Annotated in this window: 23 protein-coding genes; 9 read left to right on the top strand and 14 right to left on the bottom strand. The window is 72.7% G+C overall.

The genetic code is table 11. The features are described from left to right. Positions 1-272: 272 nt before the first annotated feature. The 4 genes from SLAV_RS19830 to SLAV_RS19815 form a co-directional block, all read right to left on the bottom strand. Entirely contained in the window at positions 273-776 is a 504-nt protein-coding gene (locus SLAV_RS19830) for a hypothetical protein (protein ID WP_051840205.1), read from the bottom strand. 7 nt (positions 777-783) lie between these two features. Beyond that, positions 784-1,923, bottom strand: coding sequence for a hypothetical protein (locus SLAV_RS19825; RefSeq protein WP_030224914.1), 1,140 nt, complete (start codon positions 1,921-1,923; stop codon positions 784-786). Continuing rightward, complete coding sequence (locus SLAV_RS19820; protein ID WP_158740438.1) at positions 1,923-2,477, bottom strand: WXG100 family type VII secretion target; 555 nt, start codon at positions 2,475-2,477, stop codon at positions 1,923-1,925. The genes SLAV_RS19825 and SLAV_RS19820 overlap by 1 nt, the downstream gene beginning before the upstream one ends. Positions 2,478-2,633: 156 nt before the next feature. Continuing rightward, positions 2,634-3,254, bottom strand: a complete 621-nt coding sequence (locus tag SLAV_RS19815) for a TetR/AcrR family transcriptional regulator (protein ID WP_030224917.1) — start codon at positions 3,252-3,254, stop codon at positions 2,634-2,636. Positions 3,255-3,381: 127 nt separating this feature from the next. Here SLAV_RS19815 and SLAV_RS19810 point away from each other — a divergent pair, with 127 nt between their 5' ends. Continuing rightward, a complete protein-coding gene (locus SLAV_RS19810; RefSeq protein WP_030224918.1) occupies positions 3,382-4,335 on the top strand; it encodes an alpha/beta fold hydrolase in 954 nt (317 codons plus the stop codon). Positions 4,336-4,340: 5 nt separating this feature from the next. On the opposite strand, the gene SLAV_RS19805 is transcribed toward SLAV_RS19810, so the two are convergent. The 3 genes from SLAV_RS19805 to SLAV_RS19795 all read right to left on the bottom strand — a co-directional run bounded on the left by SLAV_RS19805 (position 4,341) and on the right by SLAV_RS19795 (position 8,191). Continuing rightward, complete coding sequence (locus SLAV_RS19805; protein ID WP_030224919.1) at positions 4,341-5,165, bottom strand: alpha/beta fold hydrolase; 825 nt, start codon at positions 5,163-5,165, stop codon at positions 4,341-4,343. A 135-nt stretch (positions 5,166-5,300) separates the two neighbouring features. After that, complete coding sequence (gene helR / locus SLAV_RS19800) at positions 5,301-7,490, bottom strand: RNA polymerase recycling motor ATPase HelR (protein WP_030224920.1); 2,190 nt, start codon at positions 7,488-7,490, stop codon at positions 5,301-5,303. A 332-nt stretch (positions 7,491-7,822) separates the two neighbouring features. After that, complete coding sequence (locus SLAV_RS19795) at positions 7,823-8,191, bottom strand: hypothetical protein (protein WP_030224921.1); 369 nt, start codon at positions 8,189-8,191, stop codon at positions 7,823-7,825. A 152-nt stretch (positions 8,192-8,343) separates the two neighbouring features. On the opposite strand from SLAV_RS19795, the gene SLAV_RS19790 reads away from it, so the two are divergent. Continuing rightward, positions 8,344-9,702: a hypothetical protein gene (locus SLAV_RS19790; protein WP_234333366.1), complete on the top strand. Its 1,359-nt coding sequence runs from the start codon at positions 8,344-8,346 to the stop codon at positions 9,700-9,702. 10 nt (positions 9,703-9,712) lie between these two features. On the opposite strand, the gene SLAV_RS19785 is transcribed toward SLAV_RS19790, so the two are convergent. The 3 genes from SLAV_RS19785 to SLAV_RS19775 all read right to left on the bottom strand — a co-directional run bounded on the left by SLAV_RS19785 (position 9,713) and on the right by SLAV_RS19775 (position 12,357). Further along, a complete protein-coding gene (locus tag SLAV_RS19785; RefSeq protein WP_234333367.1) occupies positions 9,713-10,588 on the bottom strand; it encodes a YhjD/YihY/BrkB family envelope integrity protein in 876 nt (291 codons plus the stop codon). A 145-nt stretch (positions 10,589-10,733) separates the two neighbouring features. Beyond that, positions 10,734-11,162 carry a hypothetical protein gene (locus SLAV_RS19780; RefSeq protein WP_030224926.1) on the bottom strand — a complete coding sequence of 143 codons (429 nt, stop codon included), beginning with the start codon at positions 11,160-11,162 and terminating at the stop codon, positions 10,734-10,736. 130 nt (positions 11,163-11,292) lie between these two features. Beyond that, on the bottom strand, positions 11,293-12,357 hold the full coding sequence (locus SLAV_RS19775; RefSeq protein ID WP_030224928.1) for an aldo/keto reductase: 1,065 nt from the start codon (positions 12,355-12,357) through the stop codon (positions 11,293-11,295). A gap of 101 nt (positions 12,358-12,458) precedes the next feature. Here SLAV_RS19775 and SLAV_RS19770 point away from each other — a divergent pair, with 101 nt between their 5' ends. Continuing rightward, positions 12,459-13,112, top strand: a complete 654-nt coding sequence (locus SLAV_RS19770; RefSeq protein WP_030224934.1) for a TetR/AcrR family transcriptional regulator — start codon at positions 12,459-12,461, stop codon at positions 13,110-13,112. 115 nt (positions 13,113-13,227) lie between these two features. Here the strand turns inward: SLAV_RS19770 and SLAV_RS19765 are convergent, their stop codons facing one another. After that, a complete protein-coding gene (locus tag SLAV_RS19765; protein ID WP_030224936.1) occupies positions 13,228-13,620 on the bottom strand; it encodes a TOBE domain-containing protein in 393 nt (130 codons plus the stop codon). A 56-nt stretch (positions 13,621-13,676) separates the two neighbouring features. Further along, positions 13,677-14,672 (bottom strand): ArsR/SmtB family transcription factor, encoded by a 996-nt coding sequence (locus SLAV_RS19760; RefSeq protein ID WP_030224938.1) that lies wholly within the window; start codon positions 14,670-14,672, stop codon positions 13,677-13,679. Between the two features lie 320 nt (positions 14,673-14,992). Here SLAV_RS19760 and SLAV_RS19755 point away from each other — a divergent pair, with 320 nt between their 5' ends. Next, entirely contained in the window at positions 14,993-15,880 is an 888-nt protein-coding gene (locus SLAV_RS19755) for a SigB/SigF/SigG family RNA polymerase sigma factor (protein ID WP_051840208.1), read from the top strand. 17 nt (positions 15,881-15,897) lie between these two features. On the opposite strand, the gene SLAV_RS19750 is transcribed toward SLAV_RS19755, so the two are convergent. Further along, the gene (locus tag SLAV_RS19750; RefSeq protein WP_030224942.1) at positions 15,898-16,335 is read right to left on the bottom strand and encodes an ATP-binding protein; all 438 of its coding nucleotides are present in this window, start codon (positions 16,333-16,335) and stop codon (positions 15,898-15,900) included. 320 nt (positions 16,336-16,655) lie between these two features. Here SLAV_RS19750 and SLAV_RS19745 point away from each other — a divergent pair, with 320 nt between their 5' ends. Continuing rightward, positions 16,656-18,008 carry an aspartate aminotransferase family protein gene (locus SLAV_RS19745; RefSeq protein ID WP_030224944.1) on the top strand — a complete coding sequence of 451 codons (1,353 nt, stop codon included), beginning with the start codon at positions 16,656-16,658 and terminating at the stop codon, positions 18,006-18,008. A gap of 263 nt (positions 18,009-18,271) precedes the next feature. After that, positions 18,272-19,189, top strand: coding sequence for a factor-independent urate hydroxylase (gene pucL, locus SLAV_RS19740; protein ID WP_030224946.1), 918 nt, complete (start codon positions 18,272-18,274; stop codon positions 19,187-19,189). Positions 19,190-19,255: 66 nt separating this feature from the next. Here the strand turns inward: pucL and SLAV_RS19735 are convergent, their stop codons facing one another. Further along, a complete protein-coding gene (locus SLAV_RS19735) occupies positions 19,256-19,735 on the bottom strand; it encodes a histidine phosphatase family protein (protein WP_051840211.1) in 480 nt (159 codons plus the stop codon). A 242-nt stretch (positions 19,736-19,977) separates the two neighbouring features. On the opposite strand from SLAV_RS19735, the gene SLAV_RS19730 reads away from it, so the two are divergent. The 3 genes from SLAV_RS19730 (at position 19,978) to SLAV_RS19720 (ending at position 21,442) form a co-directional block, all read left to right on the top strand. Beyond that, positions 19,978-20,193, top strand: a complete 216-nt coding sequence (locus SLAV_RS19730) for a CbtB domain-containing protein (protein WP_030224950.1) — start codon at positions 19,978-19,980, stop codon at positions 20,191-20,193. A gap of 204 nt (positions 20,194-20,397) precedes the next feature. Next, positions 20,398-21,153, top strand: a complete 756-nt coding sequence (locus tag SLAV_RS19725) for a CbtA family protein (protein ID WP_030224952.1) — start codon at positions 20,398-20,400, stop codon at positions 21,151-21,153. Positions 21,154-21,196: 43 nt separating this feature from the next. Further along, positions 21,197-21,442: a hypothetical protein gene (locus SLAV_RS19720; RefSeq protein WP_030224954.1), complete on the top strand. Its 246-nt coding sequence runs from the start codon at positions 21,197-21,199 to the stop codon at positions 21,440-21,442. The last annotated feature ends 23 nt before the right edge of the window (positions 21,443-21,465 follow it).

Raw genomic sequence — 21,465 nt, 5'->3', positions numbered from 1 at the left:
TTTCTCCCCGTTCTTGGTTCTGTCTGCCCGAGGAGTAGAACGCCAACGCACCTGTCGGAAACAGGCGTTGATAGCACGAGACCTTGATCATCACTTGAGCGACAGTTCGTGCTTTTCTGGGGAACCCCAGCTCAGACGGACCGACAACCCACCCACCCCACCCCCGGAACCCCCACCTCCACGTCGAAATCCGGCCTACGGACCTCCGCCCACGACCCCGACGGCTCGGGACCGGCCCGGGGCGACTGCGGGCGACCGGGCGCCCGGTCGCATCACCCGGCAGGGGACTGGCGTCGCTGGAGGCGGAAGTCCGGGCAGGTGTCGGGGTCCTTGTCGGCGTAGACGAAGGTCCGCTCGGCGTCGATGCCGATGGAGAGCAGGTCGAGGGTGTGCGGAGCGGGCAGGTCGGGCTTCGGCGGATCGAAGTGCAGGCGGAGCAGGGCGTGTCGGTAGCCGGCGGTGGGTCGGTCGAGTTCCCAGGTGCCGGTGGTGCTGAAGGAAGCCCCCAGCTCCTCACGGAAGGAGTCGCCGGTCGGCCAGTTCTCGACCGCGAGGGTGCCACCGCCCTCTCCGGGGCGGGTCGTCAGTGTCAGACGGGTGCCTTTGGCGTCGAGTGAGCCCTCGTAGTCGCCTTCGAGGTCGGCGGTCGTGGCCGAGGTGGCGGGCGCGGGGACGCAGCGCTCGGACGGCCCGCCGCTCAGGCCACAGGCGGTGAGGGGCCAGGCGAGGGCGGTAAGGGCTGCCGCGGCCGTCCGGATGCGTAGGTGTCGGTTCATGGCTCTGCTACTTCGTTCCCGCCGGGCTGCGTTCGGTCCAGGTAATCGTCTGACTCACCGTGGAGAAGGGGCCCTCCTCCCTGTTGGTCTTCTTCAGCCAGTCGTAGTAGCCGACGAAGTGGAGGAAGGACTCGTTGCTCGTGTGGTTGTCGAGGGTGTACTGGACGACGACGGAGCCGTCGGGGTCCTGGCCCTTGACCTCGTAGCCGAGGGAGTACGAGCCCATGAAGGCCTCGCCCAGGTGGTCCGGGTCCCCGGTGGCGATCGCCGGAATGTCGGTGCCGATGAGCTTCTTCAAAGCGCCCATCTTGCCGCCGTCGGATATGGAGTAGCTGACCCGGCCTTCTCCCTTCCCGTCGGCGTTCCACTGGGAGTGAGTGTCCGCCCGGAGCTGCTCCATGCTCACGCTCGCCTTGATGAGCTCGGTCATCTCATCGTCGTCGTAGTAGTCGCGGGAGCGGGGGCCCGCGCCCGTCACCCAGGCGATGCCGAGGTCGTACGGGTCGTCCTTCGGGCCACTGGGGTCGAGTGGCCTGCCGTGCATGGCACGGTCCAGGAGCGCGTACTGCTCCTGGCTGATCCGGTTCGTGGAATCGAGGTCCGAGTGCTGCGGCTTGCCGTTGAACCACGGGCCGAGGCCGATGTCCGACATCAGGCTGAAGGCGAGGTTCTCGTCCGCCGCGACCCCTCGCCGCACGATGTCGTTGATCTCCTTCTGGGCCGCCTCGATCGCACTGGCGTCAGCGGATCCCTTCTCGATCACCCGGCACTGTCCGCCCACGACCGAGAGCGACAACTCACCCTTGCCATCAACGTACATACCCTGCTCACCGACCCGCTTGACCGCCGCCTGAAGGTCCGCTTTGACGGACTTCAGCTCGCCGAGGGCGTCGTCCAGAACTCCGAGCACGGCTTCCGCGACCTTCGTGGCGTCCTCCAGCTGACGCTGGATGTCATCGATCATCCGCCATGCGTACGGCGCCGCCACGCCTTCCCAATAGCCCTTGTCTCGTAGCGGGGTGAGCATCTCGCCCTGCACCCTCTTGCCCAGACCGCTGATGTCCTTGTGCGTCGTGCGCCACTGTTCGGCCAGCTTCTGCAACGGGCCGAGGTCGGTGTCCAGGATCTCCCGGTAAAAGGAAGCCATTACAGATCGTCCACCAGGGACCGGCGCGTACGGACGCCTCGGAAGGCGTCCTCGATCGCGGCGTCGGTCTTCGTGTAGTCGCGGGCCCCGGCCCGCAGGCTCTCGGCGATGTGCGCGAGCCAGCCGGCCACGGTGCCGGCCTGCTGCTCCCACTGACGGTGCGCGGCCCTGATGGCATCAGCCGATTCCCAGCCCGCCATGGCCGCACTCACCATCTTCGCGGGTGCCTCCAGCGCGGCGGCGGGCTTGGCGAACGCGGTGTGTATCTCATCCGCGCGATCCGCCGCCCCGTTGAGGACAGGTGCCTCGATCTTGAGCCGATCGCCCGGCGGGCGCCCGCCGGGCCCCGGAGGGCCGAGGGGCTTGCGGAGGAACGGCGACGGAGACTGAAGGGGGGAGGGGCCCGGCCGGAGGTCGTACGGGGTGGTGGGATCGGCGTAGCTGTCGGCGGGCGGCGCCCGGTAGAAGGGCGCGAAAGGCTCCAGATTGCGCTTCTTCAGCTCATCCGGCGTCAGGGGCAACCGTTCCGGTTCGGGCAAAGTGTCGTCGCTCACCGGAATCTCCCAGCGTTGCAGTCGTCTTACGGCAGGTCAGGCTAGCCACACCGTTACCGGGGACCCGCTCCAGAGTGCTCGTCGCGCAAGGCGCCCTATCAGGGTCTGGGTCCACTCCGTTCCGTTCCGGTGCCGTGGCCGCCGCCCGCGGGCGGGCTACTGCGGCTTCGTCGGGGTGGGGGTGAAGATGCGGTTCAGGTGGTGGTGGAGGACCGCGATGGCCGACTCCGGGGTGCGCTGGCCCACCAGGATGCTGGTGCCCATGGCCGCCGCCATCGCGAGCAGGCTGACCGCCTCCGTGCGCGGGGCGACGGACGGGTCGGCCAGGCCCGCGTTCCGGGCCGTTTCCAGCAGGCCGGTCAGGGCGTTCTCGGCCGCGTCGGGATTGTCGATGAAGGGCTGCGCGGCCAGCGCCCCGTCGGTCACCGACAGGATCGCGTAGGAGCTGTAGAGGAGGTGGAAGGTGCGGCCCTCCTCGTCGGTGGGCAGGGAGGCCAGCAGCAGCGCCTCGACCGTCGCGCGGGGGCCCGGGTCCGGGCCGGCGGCGGCCAGGCGGGCGCCCACCCGGGCGGTGAAGCGGGCCGTCAGGTGCTGGAGCCCGTAGAAGAGCAGCTTCTCCTTGGTCTCGAAGTAGTACTGCACGAGCCGCAGCGACACCCCCGCCTCCGCGGCCACGTCCCGCATGCCGACCGCGTGCAGTCCGCGCCGTCCCGCGACCCGGATGAGGGCCTCGGCGATCTGGGCCCGCCGTTCCTCGTGGTCCACGCGCTTGGGCATCCGCCGGTGTCTCCGCTCATCGGTCGTGGTGGTCCGGGTCGATGGCGCCCGGCCTTCTTTATGGTACCGCCGTACCAACATCATGGTACGGTCGTATCACGAAAAAGCGATCCTCCGGAGGTGCCCCGTGCCCGAGAACAAGAACCGAGTGCGCCGCGACGTCGGCCGCTACGTCAGCGACACCCTGCGCGACCGCTACTTCGCCGCCGCCGACGTGCTCTTCGCGATGGGGGCGCCCCTCCGCTCCGAGACGGACGTCGAGACCAGCTTCGGCACCACGCACGTCTACCGGTACGGACCCACGGACCCCGCAGCCGAGTCCCGTACGCCGATCGTCCTGATCCACGGCGCGGCCTACTCCTCCGCCATGTGGTTCCCCAACACCCCCGGGCTCAGCCTCGACCGCCCCGTCTACGCCCTCGACACCCCGGGCGACGCGAACCGCAGCGTCCACCGCGAGCCCATGTGGCAGCCCGAGCGGGCCGCCCAGTGGATGGACGAGGCCCTCGACGCGCTCGGCCTCGACGAGGTCCACCTCGTCGGCTCCTCCTACGGCGGCTGGCTCGTCCTCAACCAGGCCCACCGGCGCCCCGAGCGGCTCGCCTCGGTCACCGCCCTCGACCCCGGCGGCCTGGAGAAGGTGGGCCTGCGCTTCTTCGTCTGGATCTTCATCAGCCTGTTCGCCACCCTCGCCCCCAAGGCCCTGCGCCCCCGGCTCGCCAAGTGGCTGGACCAGCCGGTCCTCGCCATCCCCGAGATGCGCGAGTGGATCCAGCTCGGCGCCCGCGCGTACCGGATCCGCCGCCCCGCACCCCTACCGCTGGCCGAGGACGCGCTGCGGTCCATCCGGACCCCGCTCTACGTGATCATGGGCAAGCACAGCCTGCTGGTACACCCCAAGCGGCAGCTGGAGCGCGTACCGAGGTTGGTACCGGGCGCCCGCGCCGAGATCATCTCCGCGACCGGTCACGGGCCGCAGATCGACCACCCGGACGTCGTCAACGCCCGGATGCTGAGCTTCATGGAGGACGTCGACTCCCTCGGCCCGGCCGCGGTCACGGCCGACGCGCACGAGGCCTGAGGGGGCTATGCGGTGTTCCGGTGTGCGTCGGCGAAGCGGACCAGGCGCTCCGCGTAGGCCTGCGGGTGACTGAGGTGGGGCATGTGGCCGGCTCCCTCGAAGGTGTGCGTCTCGGCCCGGGGCAGTGCCTCCGAGATCCGGTCGGTGACCGCGGCGAACCACCCCGGGCTCCGCGTCCCCTTCGTCAGCAGGACGGGCCCGGGGTAACCGGCGAGGCCGCCGAGGTCGATCCGGGCCCACCCCGGGTCGGACTGCTCGTCCAGGAAGGTGGGGGCGTTGGCTACGAGGGTGTCGCGGACCCGCTGCGGCAGGGCGTCCCAGGCCCCGGGCTCCAGCACGACCTCGTCCACGAACTGCCGCGCCGCCGCGAGCGGCCGGTCCGCCCGCAGGTGCTCCAGTACGGACTCGATCCTCCGGCCGCCGGCCGCGGCCGACGACGGCGGTGCGGGATCCGCGGCCAGGAGGCCCATGAGCGGGGGGTCGTGGGCGACGATCCCCCGGAAGAGCCCGGGCCGCCGGGACGCCAGGCCGAGTACGGTCGAGGCACCGAAGGAGTTCCCCGCCACGTACGCCGGGGCGAACCCCAGCGCCTCCATCAGCGCGGCGAGGTCCTCCTCGTCCTCGACCCGCGCCCCGGGGCCCGGCGGGCGCTCGCTCCGGCTGTGCCCCCGCCGGTCGTAGACCAGCACCCGGAACCTCCGCGCGAGGGCGGGCAGGACCGGGGCCCAGGTCTCGTGGTCCCCCCAGGAGCCGTGCACCAGGACCAGCGGATCACCCTCCCCGGCCACCTCGTAGAAGAGTCCGACACCGTTCGCTTCGACCCGTGACATCCCGGTCTCCTCACCGCAGGGAGGCGTACGCGCGCTGCTGCCCGCGGCCGGTGCCATTGATTCACCGCACCCGCCCCCGGCAACCACCCCGGCCCGCACGTCACGCGTCCGGGCGACGGTCGACCGGGGGCGGGCTCAGGAAGTGGTGAGGACGGCCAGGCGGTGGGTGGCGCGGGTCATGGCCACGTAGCGGTTCACGGCGCCTTCGACGCCCTCGCCGAAGGCGGCCGGGTCGATGAGGACGACCAGGTCGAATTCGAGTCCCTTCGAGAGTTCCGGGGTGAGGGCGCGCACGCGGGGCGACGCCGGGAGGGCGCCGTCGGGGAGGGCACCGGTGGTGATGACGCAGGCGACCCCTTCGGCCTGGTCCGCGAGCCACGTGTCGAGGAGCTCGCGCAGGCCGGAGGCCGGGCCGTGGGCGACCGGGATGCCGCTGCTGCGGATCGAGGACGGCACGTTGGCGTCCGGGAGCGCGGCGCGGATGACCGGCTCGGCCTCGGCCATGACCTCTTCCGGGGTGCGGTAGTTGACGTTCAGGGAGGCCGTCTCGACCCGGTCCAGGCCGACCCGCTCCAGCCGTTCGCGCCACGACTCCGCGAACCCGCGCCGGTCCTGGGCGCGGTCCCCGACGATCGTGAAGCTCCGGGACGGGCAGCGCAGCAGCAGCATCTGCCATTCGGCGTCGGTCAGTTCCTGGGCCTCGTCCACCACGATGTGCGCGAACGGCCCGGCGAAGGGTTCGGGGTCGGCGGCGGGCAGGGCGCTCTCGTCGATGAGGCTGTCCTGGAGGTCCCGGCCGCGCAGCATCGTCACCGCGCCCTCGCCGTCGTCGTCGGCGGCGAGGACGTTGTCGATGACCCCGGCCAGCCGCTCGCGCTGGGCGGCGACGGAGGCCTCGTGCCGGCGCTTGCGCAGGGACGCCCCCGGGTCGCCGAGGCGCCGGCGCGCAGCGTCCAGGAGCGGCAGGTCGGACACCGTCCAGGCACGGGCGTCGGCTCGCCGCAGGGTGCGGACGTCGTCCGGGCCGAGCCAGGGGGCGCACAGGCGCAGGTAGGCGGGGACCGACCAGAGGTCCCCGACGAGGTCGGCCGCGTCGAGCACCGGCCACGCGCGGTCGAGGGTCCCGAGCAGTTCCTCGTCCCGCAGGAGCGACCCGTGCAGTGCCTCGGGCGGGACCCCGCCGCCGAGCCGGTCGCCGAGGATCGTGACCAGTTCCTCCAGGATCAGTTCGCGGGCCTCGTTGTGCGGGGTGCCGCGCGCGGCGTCGAACGCGTCGGCCCAGTCGTCGGCGCTCAGCCGGAGGTCGGCCCAGTCGGTGGTGACCGTCATCCCCTCGGCGGGCGGCTCCTCGTAGAACCGCACGGCCGTCTCGATCGCCCTCACCATGCCCGCGGAGGCCTTCAGACGGGCCGCGTCCGGGTCGGTCTCCACCCCGGCGCCGGCTCCCTCCTCGACGAGGTCGCGCAGGGTGCAGGTCCGCACGCCTTCCTCGCCGAGGCTGGGCAGGACGTCTTCCACGTAGGCCAGGTAGGGGCGGTGCGGGCCCACGAACAGCACACCGCCGCGGCGGTGGCCGAGCCGCGGGTCGGAGTAGAGGAGGTGGGCGGTCCGGTGCAGGGCGACGACGGTCTTGCCCGTGCCCGGACCGCCGTCGACGACGAGGGCGCCGCGGGAGCCCGCCCGGATGATGGCGTCCTGGTCGGCCTGGATGGTGGTGAGGACGTCCCGCATCCGGGCGGACCGGTTGCCGCCGAGGCTCGCGATGAAGGCCGACTGGTCGTCGAGCGCGGCGCGCCCTTCGAGCCCGTCGGCGGTGAAGACCTCGTCCCAGTAGTCGCCGATCCGGCCGCCGGTCCAGCGGTACCGGCGCCGGCTGGCCAGGCCCATCGGGTTGGCGTGGGTCGCCGCGAAGAACGGCTCGGCCGCGGGCGAACGCCAGTCGAGGAGCAGCCGGCGGCCGGTGCTGTCGGTGAGGCCGAGCCGCCCGATGTAGACGGGTTCGGAGCCGTCCGCGCCGACGACGTGTCCCAGGCACAGGTCCCGGCCGAAGCGACGCAGGGTGCGCAGGCGACCGGTGAGGCGGTGGATCTCCGTGTCCCGCTCCATCGCCTCCCGGCCGGCGCCTCCGGGTGCCCTGCGCAGGGCGGCGAGGCGGTCGGAGAGTTCGGCGATCGCCTCGTCGAGCGTCTGCGCGACGGCCGCGAAGTGCTGCTCGTCGCCGGCGATCAGCGCCGGGTCGGCCTTGGGGGCGAGGTGGTCGGGGAGGTCGAACGCGCTCGCGGCGGTGGTCGCACCGGGGGTGGCGCCGGGGGTCAGGGGGTGCATGCTCTCCTGTTTCGCTGGTCCGGCCGGTCGTGGCCTGGCCAGCGATTCTGACCCGGCACCGGGGCCTTGCCACAAGCCCCCCGGTGCGCTATACGTTGAGAGTGGCGGGGAGTTGGTGTCTCCTGCCCCCTTACGCGTCGATGCTCCCCGGTGTGCTGCCGGGTCGAGGAAACCGGCGTCCTTCCAGTGACGGTGACGGCAGCGGCGGCGACGCCGGACGGGGCCCCACCGCCGCATGGCGGTGGGGCCCCGTCCGTGTGCCGTGCGGGCGGCTCAGGCGTCCTCGGGCGTCCTCGGGCGTCCTCGGGCGTCCTCCGGGCACGCAGGTGTCCTCAGGTGTCGGAGTAGCTGAAGTCGCCGACGGTCCAGGCGCTGACGTCCTCGATCGCGACGCGGTACATGCCGCCCGTCTCGGGGATGCCCACGGTGCCCTGGAGGATGCGGGCGACGTGGAAGTGCAGATGGGTGGGTGGGCCGTCCGTGGCCGTGGGCCCGGCGGGACCCGTGAAGGCGGTGGAGAACTCGGTCAGCCGGGCGGAGTCCGTCAGGACCTCCGCCACGCGCTGCCTCCAGACGGCTTCGGGGGCCAGCCGGCCGGTGATGACGCCACCCCCGGTGACCACGGTCAGGGACATCTGATTGCTCTGCGCGGACTCCACCAAGGCGGCGATGTCCACGAGCAGCTGGTCGGGCTTCGACATGGAAGCCGATTCTATTCACCGACCCCGCGCCGCACGGTGTCGAATCCGGACGGGGCCACCACCCGGTGGGCGCAACCCGGGGTGCGACCGCGGTCCGGGGGGCCGTCAATGGACGCGAGAGGCGCCGTGCCTCCCCCGTCCCCGGGAGGGCCATGAGTCTGCCGTCCGAGCCGCCCCAGCCTTCTCCCCCGGCCCCGGTCCCGGCTCCCTCGCCCCACCCGCCGTCGCGCGGCCGGCGGATCGCCGCGAGCACCGCCTCCGCCGTGCTGATCACGCTCGCCTGCCTGCTCGTGCCGGTGTCCCTGCTGACCGTCTGGGTGCACGACATCGTGCTGGACACCAACCGCTACGTGTCCACGGTCGCCCCGCTGGCCTCCGACCCGGCGGTCGAGGCCGCCGCCGTCCACCGCGTCACGGAGGCGGTCGGCGTACACATCGACGGCTCGCAGGTCACCGCTGACCTGGCGAAGTGGCTGGAGTCCCAGGGCCTGCCGCCGCGCGTCGGTACGGCGGTCAAGTCGCTCGGCCCGCAGCTGGACTCGGCCGCCGACCAGGCCGTCTCCAAGGTGGCGAGCCGTTTCGTGTCGAGCGATGCCTTCGACAAGGTCTGGACCCAGGCCAACCGGGCCGCCCACCAGTCCGTGGTGCGCGCGCTGACGGGCCAGGGCCGCGGCGCGATCGGCGTCGACGGCGGCACCGTCACCCTCGACGTCGGCGAGGCCGTCGAGACGGTCAAGCAGGACCTCGTGAAGGCGGGGCTCTCCCCGGCGGAGAAGATCCCGGACGTCGACAAGCAGATGGTGCTCTTCCACTCGGACAAGCTGCAGAAGATCCGGGGCGCGGTCCACCTCCTCGACATCGCGGGCAACTGGCTGCCCGTGATCACCGTGCTCCTCGCGGCGGGCGGGGTACTGCTCGCCCGGCGCCGCCGGCGGGCCCTGGTGACCATGGCCCTGTGCGGGGCGGGCGCCTGCCTGCTGGTCGCCATCGGGCTGGTCGTCGCCCGCCGCTACTACCTCGACCACCTCCCGGAGCAGGTCCAGTCCCGGGACGCCGCCGCGGCCGTCTTCGACGCGCTGGTGCGGTTCCTGCGGGTCAGCCTGCGGACCGCGCTCGTCCTCGGGGTCGTCATCGCGCTGGGCGCCTACCTGTCCGGCGCCGGCCGGCTGCCGCGGGCCGTCCGCGGCGGTGCCGAGCGCACGGCCGACTCCACCGTGCGCTGGGGCGCCGCCCACGGGGTGCGGGCGGGCGGCGCGGGCAGCTGGGTGGAGGCCCACCGGCGGCCGCTCACGGTGGGTGTGCTGCTCGTGCTGGCGCTGGTGTTCGCGCTGTGGAACCACCCGACGGTGCTCACGGTCCTGTTGCTGGTGCTCATCCTGCTGGTCGCCCTGGCCGTCCTCGCGCTGCTCTCGGCCGGCGGCCGCGCCGGGGACGGGGCCGCGGCCGGAGCCGGAACCGGGACCGGAGGGCGGGAACCCGGCACCGGCGGCCCCGGGTCCGGGGACCGGTAGCCGTACGCCCTCACGCCGCGGCCGGCTCCGACGCCTCCGTCGGGGCCGGCCGCGGCGGGGTGCGCAGCCAGCGGGAGAGCGGGGGCTCGTGCGCGGCCACGTAGCCGACGGCGATCGCGAGGGTGATCACGACGAACAGCGTGATCAGCCAGGACAGCACGACGAAGACCGAGCCCAGGCCGCCGAACTCCTGCATGCTGCGGTTCAGGGTGCGGGGCATGTAGACCCGCGACGCCACGGTCAGCAGCTGCTCCCCCACCCCCGCCAGCACGGCCCCCGGGAGCAGCGGCAGCCACGGGATCCGGGCTCCGAGCAGCAGGTGCTGGGTCCACCACCACAGCAGCGTGCCGGCCACCACCGCCACGGCGAAACCGGTGACCGCGCCGGTGCCGAAGGCGTTCTGCAGCGGCCCCTGGAACAGCAGCGCGGCGAGCCAGACGGTGAGCCAGGCGATCCAGCGCCAGGCCGCCACGGCAGCCTTGGCCTTGGGCAGGTGCCAGCAGCGCTCGCAGGTCCGCTGGAGGGCGCGGCTGCAGGCGGTGGCCGAGGCCAGCGTCACGATGATGCCCACGGCGCCGGTGGTCGTGGCGGTGGTGGAGTCCTTGGCGGAGTAGACCGACAGGACCTGGTCCAGGGAGGCGTCCTGGAGGCCCATGGCCGCGCGGAGGGAGTGGGCCAGCTGGTCCTGCATCCAGTCCGGGCCGATGGTTCCGATGACGAAGAGGGCGGGCAGCCCGCCGAGGAAGGCCTGTGCGGCCAGCCGGGTGGCGCAGTCCAGCACCCTGACGGCGGCGAGCTGTTCGATCAGCCGGGTCAGCACCGGGGTGTGCTTGCGCATCCAGCCGGGGATGGGGAACAGCCGGGGCCCGGCTTCCGGTTCGGGCACGGAGGACTCCTCAGGGGCACGGGAGCACCACCATGCCCGAGAAATGCGGCGAAATCAGAGATGTCACGCATTTCGCCGACACGCCGCCGCCCGGTGGGGCCTCCCCGGAAACCGGGGCCCCACCGGGCGGGCGGAGGTCACCGGGTCAGCACTTGAGCCTGGTCGTGGCGGCGGCCGCCGCTTGGTCGAGGCTCTGGATCTGCGGCTGGAGCTGGGTGAGCGCGTCCTTGCCGGTGGTGTCGCCGGGCAGGTCCTGGTAGCCCTTCTTGAGGCCTTCGGCAGCCGACTTCACGGCGTCCTGCTCCGACTGCTTCAGCTTCTGCATGTTGCTCTTGACGTTCTCCCAGTCCTTCTGGACCGCGTCGACGGCGCTCTGGACCTGGTCCTTGGTCGCCACGGCGGGGTTCAGGGCCTTCAGCTTGGCGTTGTCGGCCTTGAGGGCGTTCAGGTCGGTGCAGAGGTCTGCGGAGGCCTGGCTGGCCTCCTCGGCCGGCGAGCTGCTGTTGTCGGAACAGGCCGCGAGACCGAACGCCGCGGTGACGCAGAGCGCGCCGATCACGGGGAAACGCTTCATGGGTGAGGCCTTCCTCAAAGGGGGCAGATCAACGCAGTCACGACCTATGACCACAGATGCCAAAATAAGCACACCCGCCACCTTCTGCATCCGCACCGTCACCGCCCGCGTTCCCCCCGCGGACCCCCGTTTACGCCGCCCGCCCGCCGGGCCGGACGGATCGGACCAGCGGCGGGTTGAGGCGGGCGAAGCCCTCCTGGCGCTCGTACGGGTAGTACGGGTACGGGGCCGGGCGGTGGCTCGCGGCGTCGAGCCGGGCCACCTGCTCCGGCGTCAGTTCCCAGCCGACGGCGCCGATGTTCTGGCGGAGCTGCTCCTCGTTGCGGGCGCCGATGATGACGGAGGAGACGGTGGGCCGGCGCAGCAGCCAGTTGATGGCCACCTGCGGGACGGTGCGGCCGGTCTCCCGCGCGACCTCGTCCAGGGCGTCGACCACGTCGTAGAGGTGCCCGTCCTCCACCGGCGGGCCGTAGTCGGCGGTCCGGTGCAGGCGGCTGCCCTCCGGCAGGGGGTGGCCGCGGCGCAGCCTGCCGGTGAGCCGGCCCCAGCCGAGGGGGCTCCACACCATCGCGCCGACGCCCTGGTCGTGGCCCAGCGGCATCAGCTCCCACTCGTAGTCGCGGCCGACGAGGGAGTAGTAGACCTGGTGGGCGGCGTAGCGGGGGAATCCGTGCCGCTCGGCGGCCGCGAGGGACTTCATCAGCTGCCAGCCCGCGAAGTTGGAGACGCCGACGTGGCGGATCTTCCCGGCGCGCACGAGCCCGTCGAGGGCGGAGAGCACCTCCTCGACAGGGGTGGCGGCGTCGAAGGCGTGCAGCTGGAAGAGGTCGATGCGGTCGGTGCCGAGGCGGCGCAGGGCGTCCTCGGCCGCGCGGACCAGGCGGGCACCGGAGGTGCCGGCGTCACCGGGGCCGTCCCCCATGGGCAGCCCGGCCTTGGTGGACAGCAGCACCCGGTCACGGCGGCCCTTGACCGCCAGGCCGAGCACCTCCTCGGAGGCGCCGGCGGAGTAGACGTCGGCCGTGTCGAAGAGGGTGATGCCCGCCTCCAGGCAGATGTCCACGAGGCGGCGCGCCTCCCGCGCGTCCGTCGTGCCCCACTCGCCGAAGAGCGGTCCCCGGCCCCCGAAGGTTCCCGCTCCGAAGCTCAGGGCGGGGACCGTGAGACCGGACGCACCCAGTTGCCTGTATTCCATGACGCATCCCTCGACTCGAACGATCGGTAATGGCACCGCAGACCCCTTAAGGTGATCCCAACGTAACAGGAGATCACCACTAATGGAACGGGAGCCCCGTTATGGAGTTGTCCGAGGAGGCCGCCACCACGGCGGGGGACCCTGCCGAGCCGGGGACCGTACGTCCCGGCGGGCGTACGGCGCGGGTGCGCGCGGCGGTGCTCCGGGCGGCCGGGGACACCCTCGCCGAACAGGGCTTCCACCAGCTGGACCTGGCCGAGATCGCCCGGCGCGCCGACGTGGGGAAGACCACCGTGTACCGGCGCTGGGGCACGGTGGCCGGGCTGGTCGCGGACCTGCTGACGGACATGGCCGAGCAGTCGCTGCCGCGCACCGAGACGGGCTCGCTGGAGGAGGACCTGCTCGCCAACGCGGAGCTGGTCCGGCGCACCCTGACCGACCCGCGCCAGGGGGCCCTGTTCAAGGCCGTGATCGCCGCCGCCACCGCGGACGGGCGCACGGCCGAGGCCCTGCACCGCTTCTACGAGGTCCGGGTCGCGGAATGGGCGCCCTGCGTGCGGGAGGCCGTCGAGCGGGGGGAGCTGCCGGAGGGGACCGACGCCGCCGAGGTGGTCCGCGCCGTGTCGGCCCCGCTGTACTACCGCTTCCTCACCACCGGGGAACCCCTGGACACCGCCGCGGCCGGGCGCGCGGCGCGGGCGGCGGTCGCCGCGGCCCGCGCGGGGGCCTTCGTACGGGAACCCGGGCACGGCTGACCCCGGGCACGGCCGGCCCCGGCACGGCTGACCCCGGCACGGCCGGACCGGGCACAGTCGGCCCGCGCCCGGGGCCCGTCCGGGCCGGCGCGGGCGGGCCCGGGAGGAGGGCGCGTCAGGTGCGGTCGATGAACACGCTGGTGGACTTCACCCGGGCGGTGGCCCGCATGCCGACCTCCAGGCCCAGCTCCTCGACCGCCTCCCGGGTCAGCAGGGACACCACCCGATGCGGTCCCGCCTGGACCTCCACCTGCGCCCCGACCGAGCCCAGCTTGATGGCGGTCACGATGCCGGGGAAGGCGTTGCGCGCCGAGGTGTACGGGGTGTCCTCGTCCTCCGCGGCCTCCTGCGCGACCTCCACGCAGAACGCCGCCAGATCGGGCCCGTCGACGATCCTGCGGTTCCCCTCGCGGCGGGTGGGGAAGCGGTCGGCGTCCGCCCAGCGGCGGGCGGTGTCACTGCTGACGCCGAGCAGCCGCGCTGCCTGGCCGATGGTGTAGGACTCCATGCGGGCAGCCTAAGTCAGTCCCGCGCCGCCGGTCCCGTGCCCTCGCGCCCGTGCCCTCAGGCGGTGAGCAGGGCGTCGGCGATGGCGGTGCGGGCGTAGAGCACCGAGCGGCCCGTGCGGTGCGCCGTGACCAGGCCCGCGTTGCGCAGTGCCGTCAGGTGCTGGGAGACCCCCGCGGCGGACAGGCCGCAGTTCCGGGCCAGCTGGGTGGTCGACGCCGGGCTGTCCAGCTCCGCCAGCAGCAGCGCGCGGGAGCGGCCCAGTACGCCCGCCACCGCATCGGTGGAGGAGGCGGCGCGGGGCTCCCACAGGGTGCCGACGCCCCGGGCCGGATAGGCCAGCTGGGGCGGGTCCGGGGCCACCGACCGGGTCAGGACGCGGGGCCAGGCGAAGGCCGTCGGCACCAGCAGCAGCCCCGGCCCCGCCCGCTCGCGGGTCAGCCCGCACTCGCAGCGCAGCAGGTGCAGGGTGCCCTCGTCCCAGTGGACCGATTCGTGCAGCTCGTTGAGGACGGCGGCGGATCCGTGCTCGGCGACCTGGCGGGCCCGGTGGAAGACGTCCGCCTCCAGCAGCTGGCGGATCCTCGCCCAGTAGGGCGCCAGGGCGAGTTCCCAGTACGTCTCGATCTCCGCCGTGACCCGCTCCAGCGCCGCCTCCGGCTCCTCCCGCAGCAGCCGCAGCCGGGGCGAGGGGCCGGGGCCCGGGCCGCCCGGGCGGGTGCGCAGCAGGTCGTCGACGTCGGCCCGGACCTGCTCGGGGCGGCTCGCGCGGATGGCCGCCAACTCGGCGTCGAGGGTGGGGAAGGGGCCCTGCGGGGTCGGGTTGAGGAAGTCCGCCAGGTAGCCGCGCGCCGGGATCAGCTCGTCCAGCCAGCCGCCCCGCAGCCCCGCGCACCGCATCCGGGGCCGCACCTGCGCGGCCCAGCGCCGGTGCAGGGACCGCCCGGCCGGATCCTTCAGCAGCCGGAAGCTGGTGACGACCTCCCACATCGGGGAGACCGCGAAGCGCGTCCGGGCCAGATCCGCCGCCGAAAAGGTCAGTCCCGTCGCCATGTCCCCGCCCCCGCAGCTCCGTTGGATTCGGCCTGAGCTTAATCAGTGGGCCGATCGGGCGCGGGGAAGCAGGCTCCTCCTGTGACCGGCGCGGGCCGCGTACGGGGGGCAACAGGGGAGCCCCCCGCACGCGGCCGCGCCCTTCCCGGGCCGTGACGCGAAGTGACGGGGCGTGACGCAGCGGGGTGCCGGGGAATGGATATGGGTATCAGCCGTTTGGAGCGGGTATATCCCTCAGGACGGTCGCGACAGCGCAAGACGACGGCCTCTCCCGGAGCGAAGCCTCCGCGGGTGGGCCTTCGTGAGAGGAGCGCAGAGCGATGAAGCGCACCGACCTCACCGGCCTCGGCCTCACCGACCCCCACCTCACCGACCACAGCGACCACACCGATGTCGCGACCGGCGAGGCGAAGGCGCTCTCGGTCTCCCTCTTCCGGAGGCTGGCCGAGCTCGAAGAGGGCACGGCGGAGTACTCGTACGTCCGCAACACCCTGGTCGAGCTGAACCTGAGCCTGGTGAAGTTCGCCGCCCGCCGCTTCCGCGGGCGCAGCGAGCCGATGGACGACATCGTCCAGGTCGGCACGATCGGGCTGATCAAGGCCATCAACCGGTTCGACCCGGAGCGCGGGGTGGAGTTCACCACCTTCGCGATGCCCACGATCAGCGGGGAGATCAAGCGGTTCTTCCGCGACACCAGCTGGGCGGTGAAGGTCCCCCGCAGGCTCCAGGAGCTGCGGATCGACACGGCGAAGGCGCACGACGCCCTCGAACAGGGCCTCGGCCGCGAGCCCACCGACGCCGAACTGGCACGGAAGCTGGACGTCACGCCGGAGGAGTTCGGTGAGGGCCGCAAGGCCGCCTGCGCCTACTCCGCGCGCTCACTGGACGCCCCGGCCCAGGACGACCCGGAACGCGACCCGCAGGCCGAGCGGGCCTCACTGGGCGCCGAGGAGCCCGCGTACGACCTGATCGAGTGCCTGGAGTCCCTCAAGCCGATGCTGGCCGGGCTGCCGGAGCGGGAGCGGATGCTGCTGGCTCTGCGCTTCGGGCAGGAGCTGACCCAGTCCGAGATCGGGGAGCGGCTGGGGCTGTCCCAGATGCACGTGTCCCGGCTGCTGCACCGCACCCTGGACCGGCTGCGCGGCGGCCTCCTCACGGACGAGTCGCCCGACGAGGCCCCCGAGACCGCGCCCGCCGGCGCCGCCTGAACCCGCCCGCCCCGCGCCTACGCGTCCGGCCCGGCCGCGTCCGGGTCCGCGTCCCGGCCCGGGGGCGGCGGGCCCGGAAGCTCCAGCCACACGGTCTTGCCCGGCGGCGACGGTACGCACCCCCACCCCCGGGCGAGGCGCTCCATCAGGATCAGCCCGTGCCCGCCCGGCCGGGCCCGGTCCGGCGGCCGCGGGCTCGGCGGTTCGGGGCTGTCGTCGGTGACCTCCACCCGCAGCCCGCCGGGGGCGTGCCGCAGGACCAGCTCGCGCGGGCCGCCCGCGTGCAGGCAGGCGTTGGTCACCACCTCGGAGACCAGCAGGAGCACGTCCTCCTCGGCCTCGGCGCCCGCGGGCCAGTGCCAGTCGGCGAGGGCACGCCGGGTGAAGTCCCGGCAGCGGGTCACGACACCCGCCGTGCCACCGCCCAGGACCAGCTTCCGCGTCTGCTCGGCCACAGGCTCTCCCGTCTACGCCGCCCGTCCCCCGGCGCCGCACCTACCCCCGAGGGGGACGGACAAATCCCACCACGCGATGGCCGGATCCCCCATGCACGACGGGGCCCCCTTCGGTGTCCCCCGCAGCTGCGGGGGACACCGAAGGGGGCCCCACCATGAGTTTTCCGCCGTTCTCCCCCGTGGAGCGGCCGGTAGCGGTGAGGCTATGACGAGGGCCGGAACCCGTCGAGCGGGGGAGCCCGCGTCCGTCAAGTCAGCTCCCGGCCACGCCGCACCGGAGGCACCCCCGGGTCCACATCCTGGACAACTACCCTCGATATATGAACGCAGAAGCCGCCGACGCCCTCGCCGCCGTGAAAGACGCCGACCGGAAGCACGTTTTCCATTCCTGGTCGGCGCAGGAGCTCATCGACCCGCTGGCCGTGGCCGGGGCCGAGGGCTCGTACTTCTGGGACTACGAGGGCAACCGTTTCCTCGATTTTTCGAGTGCGCTCGTCTACACGAACATCGGGTACCAGCACCCCAAGGTCGCGGCCGCGATCGCCGAGCAGTCCGCCCGGCTGTGCACGGTCGCACCCGGTTTCGCCGTCGACGTCCGCTCCGAGGCCGCCCGGCTGATCGCCGAGCGCACCCCCGGGGACCTGGACAAGATCTTCTTCACCAACGCGGGCGCCGAGGCGGTCGAGAACGCCGTCCGGATGGCCCGGCTGCACACCGGCCGGCCCAAGGTGATGTCCGCGTACCGCTCGTACCACGGCGCGACCTCCACCGCGATCAACCTCACCGGTGACGCGCGCCGCTTCGGCAACGACACCGCCACCGCGGGCGTCGTGCACTTCTGGGGGCCCTTCCTCTACCGCTCGCCCTTCCACGCCACGACCGAGGCCGAGGAGTGCGGGCGCGCCCTGCGCCACCTGGAGGACACGATCGTCTTCGAGGGCCCGCAGTCCATCGCCGCGATCATCCTGGAGACCGTGGGCGGCGCCCCGGGCGTGCTCGTGCCCCCGGCCGGCTACCTGGCGGGCGTGCGCGCGCTCTGCGACCGCTACGGCATCGTCTTCATCCTCGACGAGGTCATGGTCGGCTTCGGGCGCACCGGTACCTGGTTCGCCGCCGACCACTGGGACGTCACCCCCGACCTGATCTGCTTCGCCAAGGGCATCACCAGCGGCTACGTGCCGCTCGGCGGGGTCGCCATCTCCGCCGCGATCGCCGAGACCTTCGCCCGCCGCCCCTACCCGGGCGGGCTGACGTACTCCGGGCACGTGCTGGCCTGCGCCGCCGCCGTCGCGACGATCAACACGATGGAGGAGGAGGACATCGTCGGGCAGTCCGCCCGCACCGGCGCCGAACTGCTGGGACCGGGCCTGCGCGAGATCGCCGCGCGCCACCCCTCGGTCGGCGAGGTCCGCGGGCTGGGCACCTTCTGGGCGCTGGAACTCGTACGGGACGCGGACACCCGCGAGCCACTCGTCCCGTACAACGCCTCCGGGGCCGACAACGCGCCCATGGCGGCCTTCGGGGCGGCCCTGAAGAAGGGCGGCCTGTGGCCGCTCCTCGCGGGGAACCGGATGCACGTGGCCCCGCCCTGCAACGTCTCCACCGAGGACGTGGCCAAGGGCCTGGCCGTCCTGGACGAGGCCCTCTCGGTGGCCGACGCGCACATGGCCTGACCTGCGGGTCTGTACGGTCGCCCAATCCGTGGGTGCTGGTGTTCGGAGGATCCGTACGGTGGTCGAACCCTCGTGCGCATGCTGCAATCCGTGCAGTACTACTCAGCACCTACGGACCGGGATGCACGTCAGTCCCGGGGCGGCCCCCAGGGGCCGAACGGCGGGGAGCGGCACGTCTTCAGTCGGGACGCGCGCTGGACGCCGGGCGTACGGGATCCAGACCAATCGGACTCCGTGTTCCCGAGTACCCGAAGGAAGACAGCATGAGCAAGCACGTCCTGGGCCAGAACCAGTACGGCAAGGCCGAGAACCGCATCGTCGTGGTGACCCGCAAGGGCAGCGACGGCTCCTGGGCCGAGATCCGCGACCTGAACGTCTCGGTCGCCCTGCGCGGCGAGTTCCGCGACGTCCACCTGACCGGCGACAACGCCAACTGCCTGCCCACGGACACCACCAAGAACACGGTGTACGCCTTCGGCAAGGAGCACGGCGTCGCCTCGCCCGAGGCCTTCGGCATCCACCTCGCCAAGCACTTCGTCTCCTCCCAGCAGCCGATCCGCGAGGCGCAGATCCGGATCGAGGAGTTCGCCTGGGAGCGGATCCCGGTCCCGACGCGCAAGGAGCAGCACTCCTTCGTCCGCAAGGGCCAGGAGGTGCGCACCACGCAGGTCACCTACAGCGAGACCACCGGCCTCCAGGTCATCTCCGGCCTGAAGGACCTGACGGTGATGAACTCGACCAACTCCGAGTTCCACGGCTACATCAAGGACAAGTACACGACCCTCCAGGAGGCGTACGACCGCATCCTGGCGACCAAGGTCACCGCCCGCTGGGCGCACTCGGCGCTGGCCGCCGACGACGCGGACTTCGACTGGGACGGGTCGTACAAGAAGGTCCGCAAGCACATGCTCGAAGCCTTCGCGGAGACCTACTCGTACTCGCTCCAGCAGACCCTGAACCAGATGGCCGAGCGCGTCCTCGACAACTGCCCCAAGGTCAACGAGGTGCGCCTCAACCTCCCCAACAAGCACCACTTCCTCGTCGACCTGGAGCCCTTCGGGCTGAAGAACGACAACGAGGTGTACTTCGCGGCGGACCGCCCGTACGGCCTGATCGAGGGCACCATCCACCGCGACGGCGTGCAGCCGGTGATAGCCACGTCCGACTGGATCGTCGCGTAACACCATCGCTGCCCCGCAGCGCCGTTCGGCCCGGACCGCGTCGCGGGGTCCGGGCCGTCGTGCCGTTCACTCCCCGGCCGGGCGGCCCACCAGGAGGTTCCAGCGGCCGGAGCGGCCGCTGAGGGCGGTCACGGTCCCGGGCCGTACGTCGAGCCGCCAGAAGGCCTGCTCCGGCAGCTCCAGGGCCCACACCACCGCGGCCCGTACGACGGCCTGCTCGACCACCGCGTCGTGGCGGCCGGGCGGCAGCGCGGCCAGGTGCGCCCCGGTCCGGGCGATCAGCGCGGCCACGGACTCCCCGCCGCCCGGGGGCGCGTAGTGCGGGTCGGTGAGCCAGTCGCGGATCCCCCGCGGGTCCTCGGCGGCGACCTCCTCCAGGGTCCGGCCCGCCCAGTCCCCGGTGGCCGGCCCGGCCAGACCGGGGTGGCCGGGGCACGGGGCCCCGTACCCGAACCGGCCCCGGCGGGCGGCGGCGTCGAGCGGGGGCGTGGTCAGGTGCAGCCGTACGGGTGGATCCGGCGGGGCCTGGGGTGTCGTCTCGGGCATGGAGGGAGCGTAGAGCGCGCGCCCGGGGCGTGAGACGGCGGAGATACGCCGTGGTGTTCAAGCCACGGGCGCGGTACGGTCTCGGACGACATGACGAAGGTATGACGGAAGTACCGGTGAGATTCCGGCACGGTCGCGCCACTGTGAATCCTCCCGCAGCAGTGCGGGCAGGGAAGTCAGACCCGCCACCTTCGTCAAGAGCACCACTGACCGGGACGCGTGTTCCCCCTGGAGGTTCTGCCATGGCCCACTCCGCCGTGCCGTCGTCGGCGCCCGTAGCCGTCACCCCGCTGTCCCTGAAGGAACTGGCCCCCTGGGCGCTGTTCGTCGGTGTCCTCATGCTGGTCCTGCTGTACCTCGTCGGCGCCGAGCAGGGTGCCACCGCGGTCTTCCAGGGCGACACCATCCACGAGTGGATGCACGACGGCCGTCACCTGCTCGGTTTCCCCTGCCACTGACCGGCTGACCCCCGGTCCACGCGGCGCCGGGAACTCTCCCCGCGCGCGGCGCCGGTACCGCTCCGCGCGGGGCGCATCCCCGCGCGGCTCCGCGGGGCACGCACCCGCGGAGCGCCGTACGGCCCGTGCGCCGCTTCCGCCTGCCCTGTGGACCCCGGAGATCCCCCGCTCCCCCCTCTCTGCCCCAGCAAGGGAAACCGACGCATGAACCCCATCTCCCCGCGTGTCCTGCTGATCCGGGGCATGCTGGCCGGCCTGCTCGCCGGTGTGGCCGCCTTCCTCGTCGCCTACGTCCTCGGCGAGTCCAAGGTGGACGCCGCCATCGCCATCGAGGAAGCCGGCGCGGCCGCCGCGCACGAGCACGCCGAGGAAGGCCCGGTCAGCCGGGCCCTGCAGGCCACGGCCGGTCTCGGCACCGGCACCCTCCTCTACGGCGTCGCGCTCGGCGGTATCGCCGCGCTCGTCTTCTGCTACGCCCTGGGCCGGCTCGGCCGCTTCGGCCCGCGGGCCACCGCCGCGCTGGTCTCCGGGGGCCTGTTCCTCACCGTGAACCTGGTCCCGTTCCTCAAGTACCCGGCCAACCCGCCTGCCGTGGGCGACCCCGACACGGTCGTCCGGCGCACCACCCTGTTCGTCCTGATGATCGCCCTGAGCCTGCTGCTCGCCGCGGGCGCCCTGATCCTGGGGCGGCGCCTGGCCCCTTCCCTGGGCAACTGGAACGCCTCGGTCGTCGCCTCGCTGGGCTTCGTCGTGACGGTGGGCATCGCCTACGCCCTGCTCCCCGGCATCAACGAGGTGCCGGCCGACTTCCCGGCCGCGCTGATCTGGCAGTTCCGCCTCGCCTCGCTGGGCATCCAGGTGGCCCTGTGGACGACTTTCGGCCTGGCCTTCGGATTTCTAGCCGAACGCGCTATTGCCCCGGCCGCCGCACCCCAGGAGGCTGTACAGCCGACGAGTTGAGCACGACACACCTGTTGCGGGTGTGGAAGGTGGGAGCCGGGACATGCCGACCGCGATCTGGCAATGGCGGGGCTGGACCGGCGCCGCACCCTTCTGGCTGAACTCCTTACTCCTGGTCCTGGCCCCGTTCACGGCCGCCACCCTGCTCGCGCAGATCGGGGTCATCACCGCCCTGGCCGCCCTGGGCGGACTGGCCCGCCAACTCTGGTTCGGGGACTACGGCCACCCCGCGATCCACCTCGCCGCCGCCCTCATGGGGGCGGCGGCGGTCGCGTTCGTGGTGATCTGAGCGTCCCGCCCGCCCCGGCCCGG

It is taken from the genome of Streptomyces lavendulae subsp. lavendulae, from assembly GCF_002803845.1.
GTDB classification, from domain to species: Bacteria; Actinomycetota; Actinomycetes; order Streptomycetales; family Streptomycetaceae; genus Streptomyces; species Streptomyces lavendulae.
This window is presented reverse-complemented; position numbering and strand designations above follow the sequence as displayed.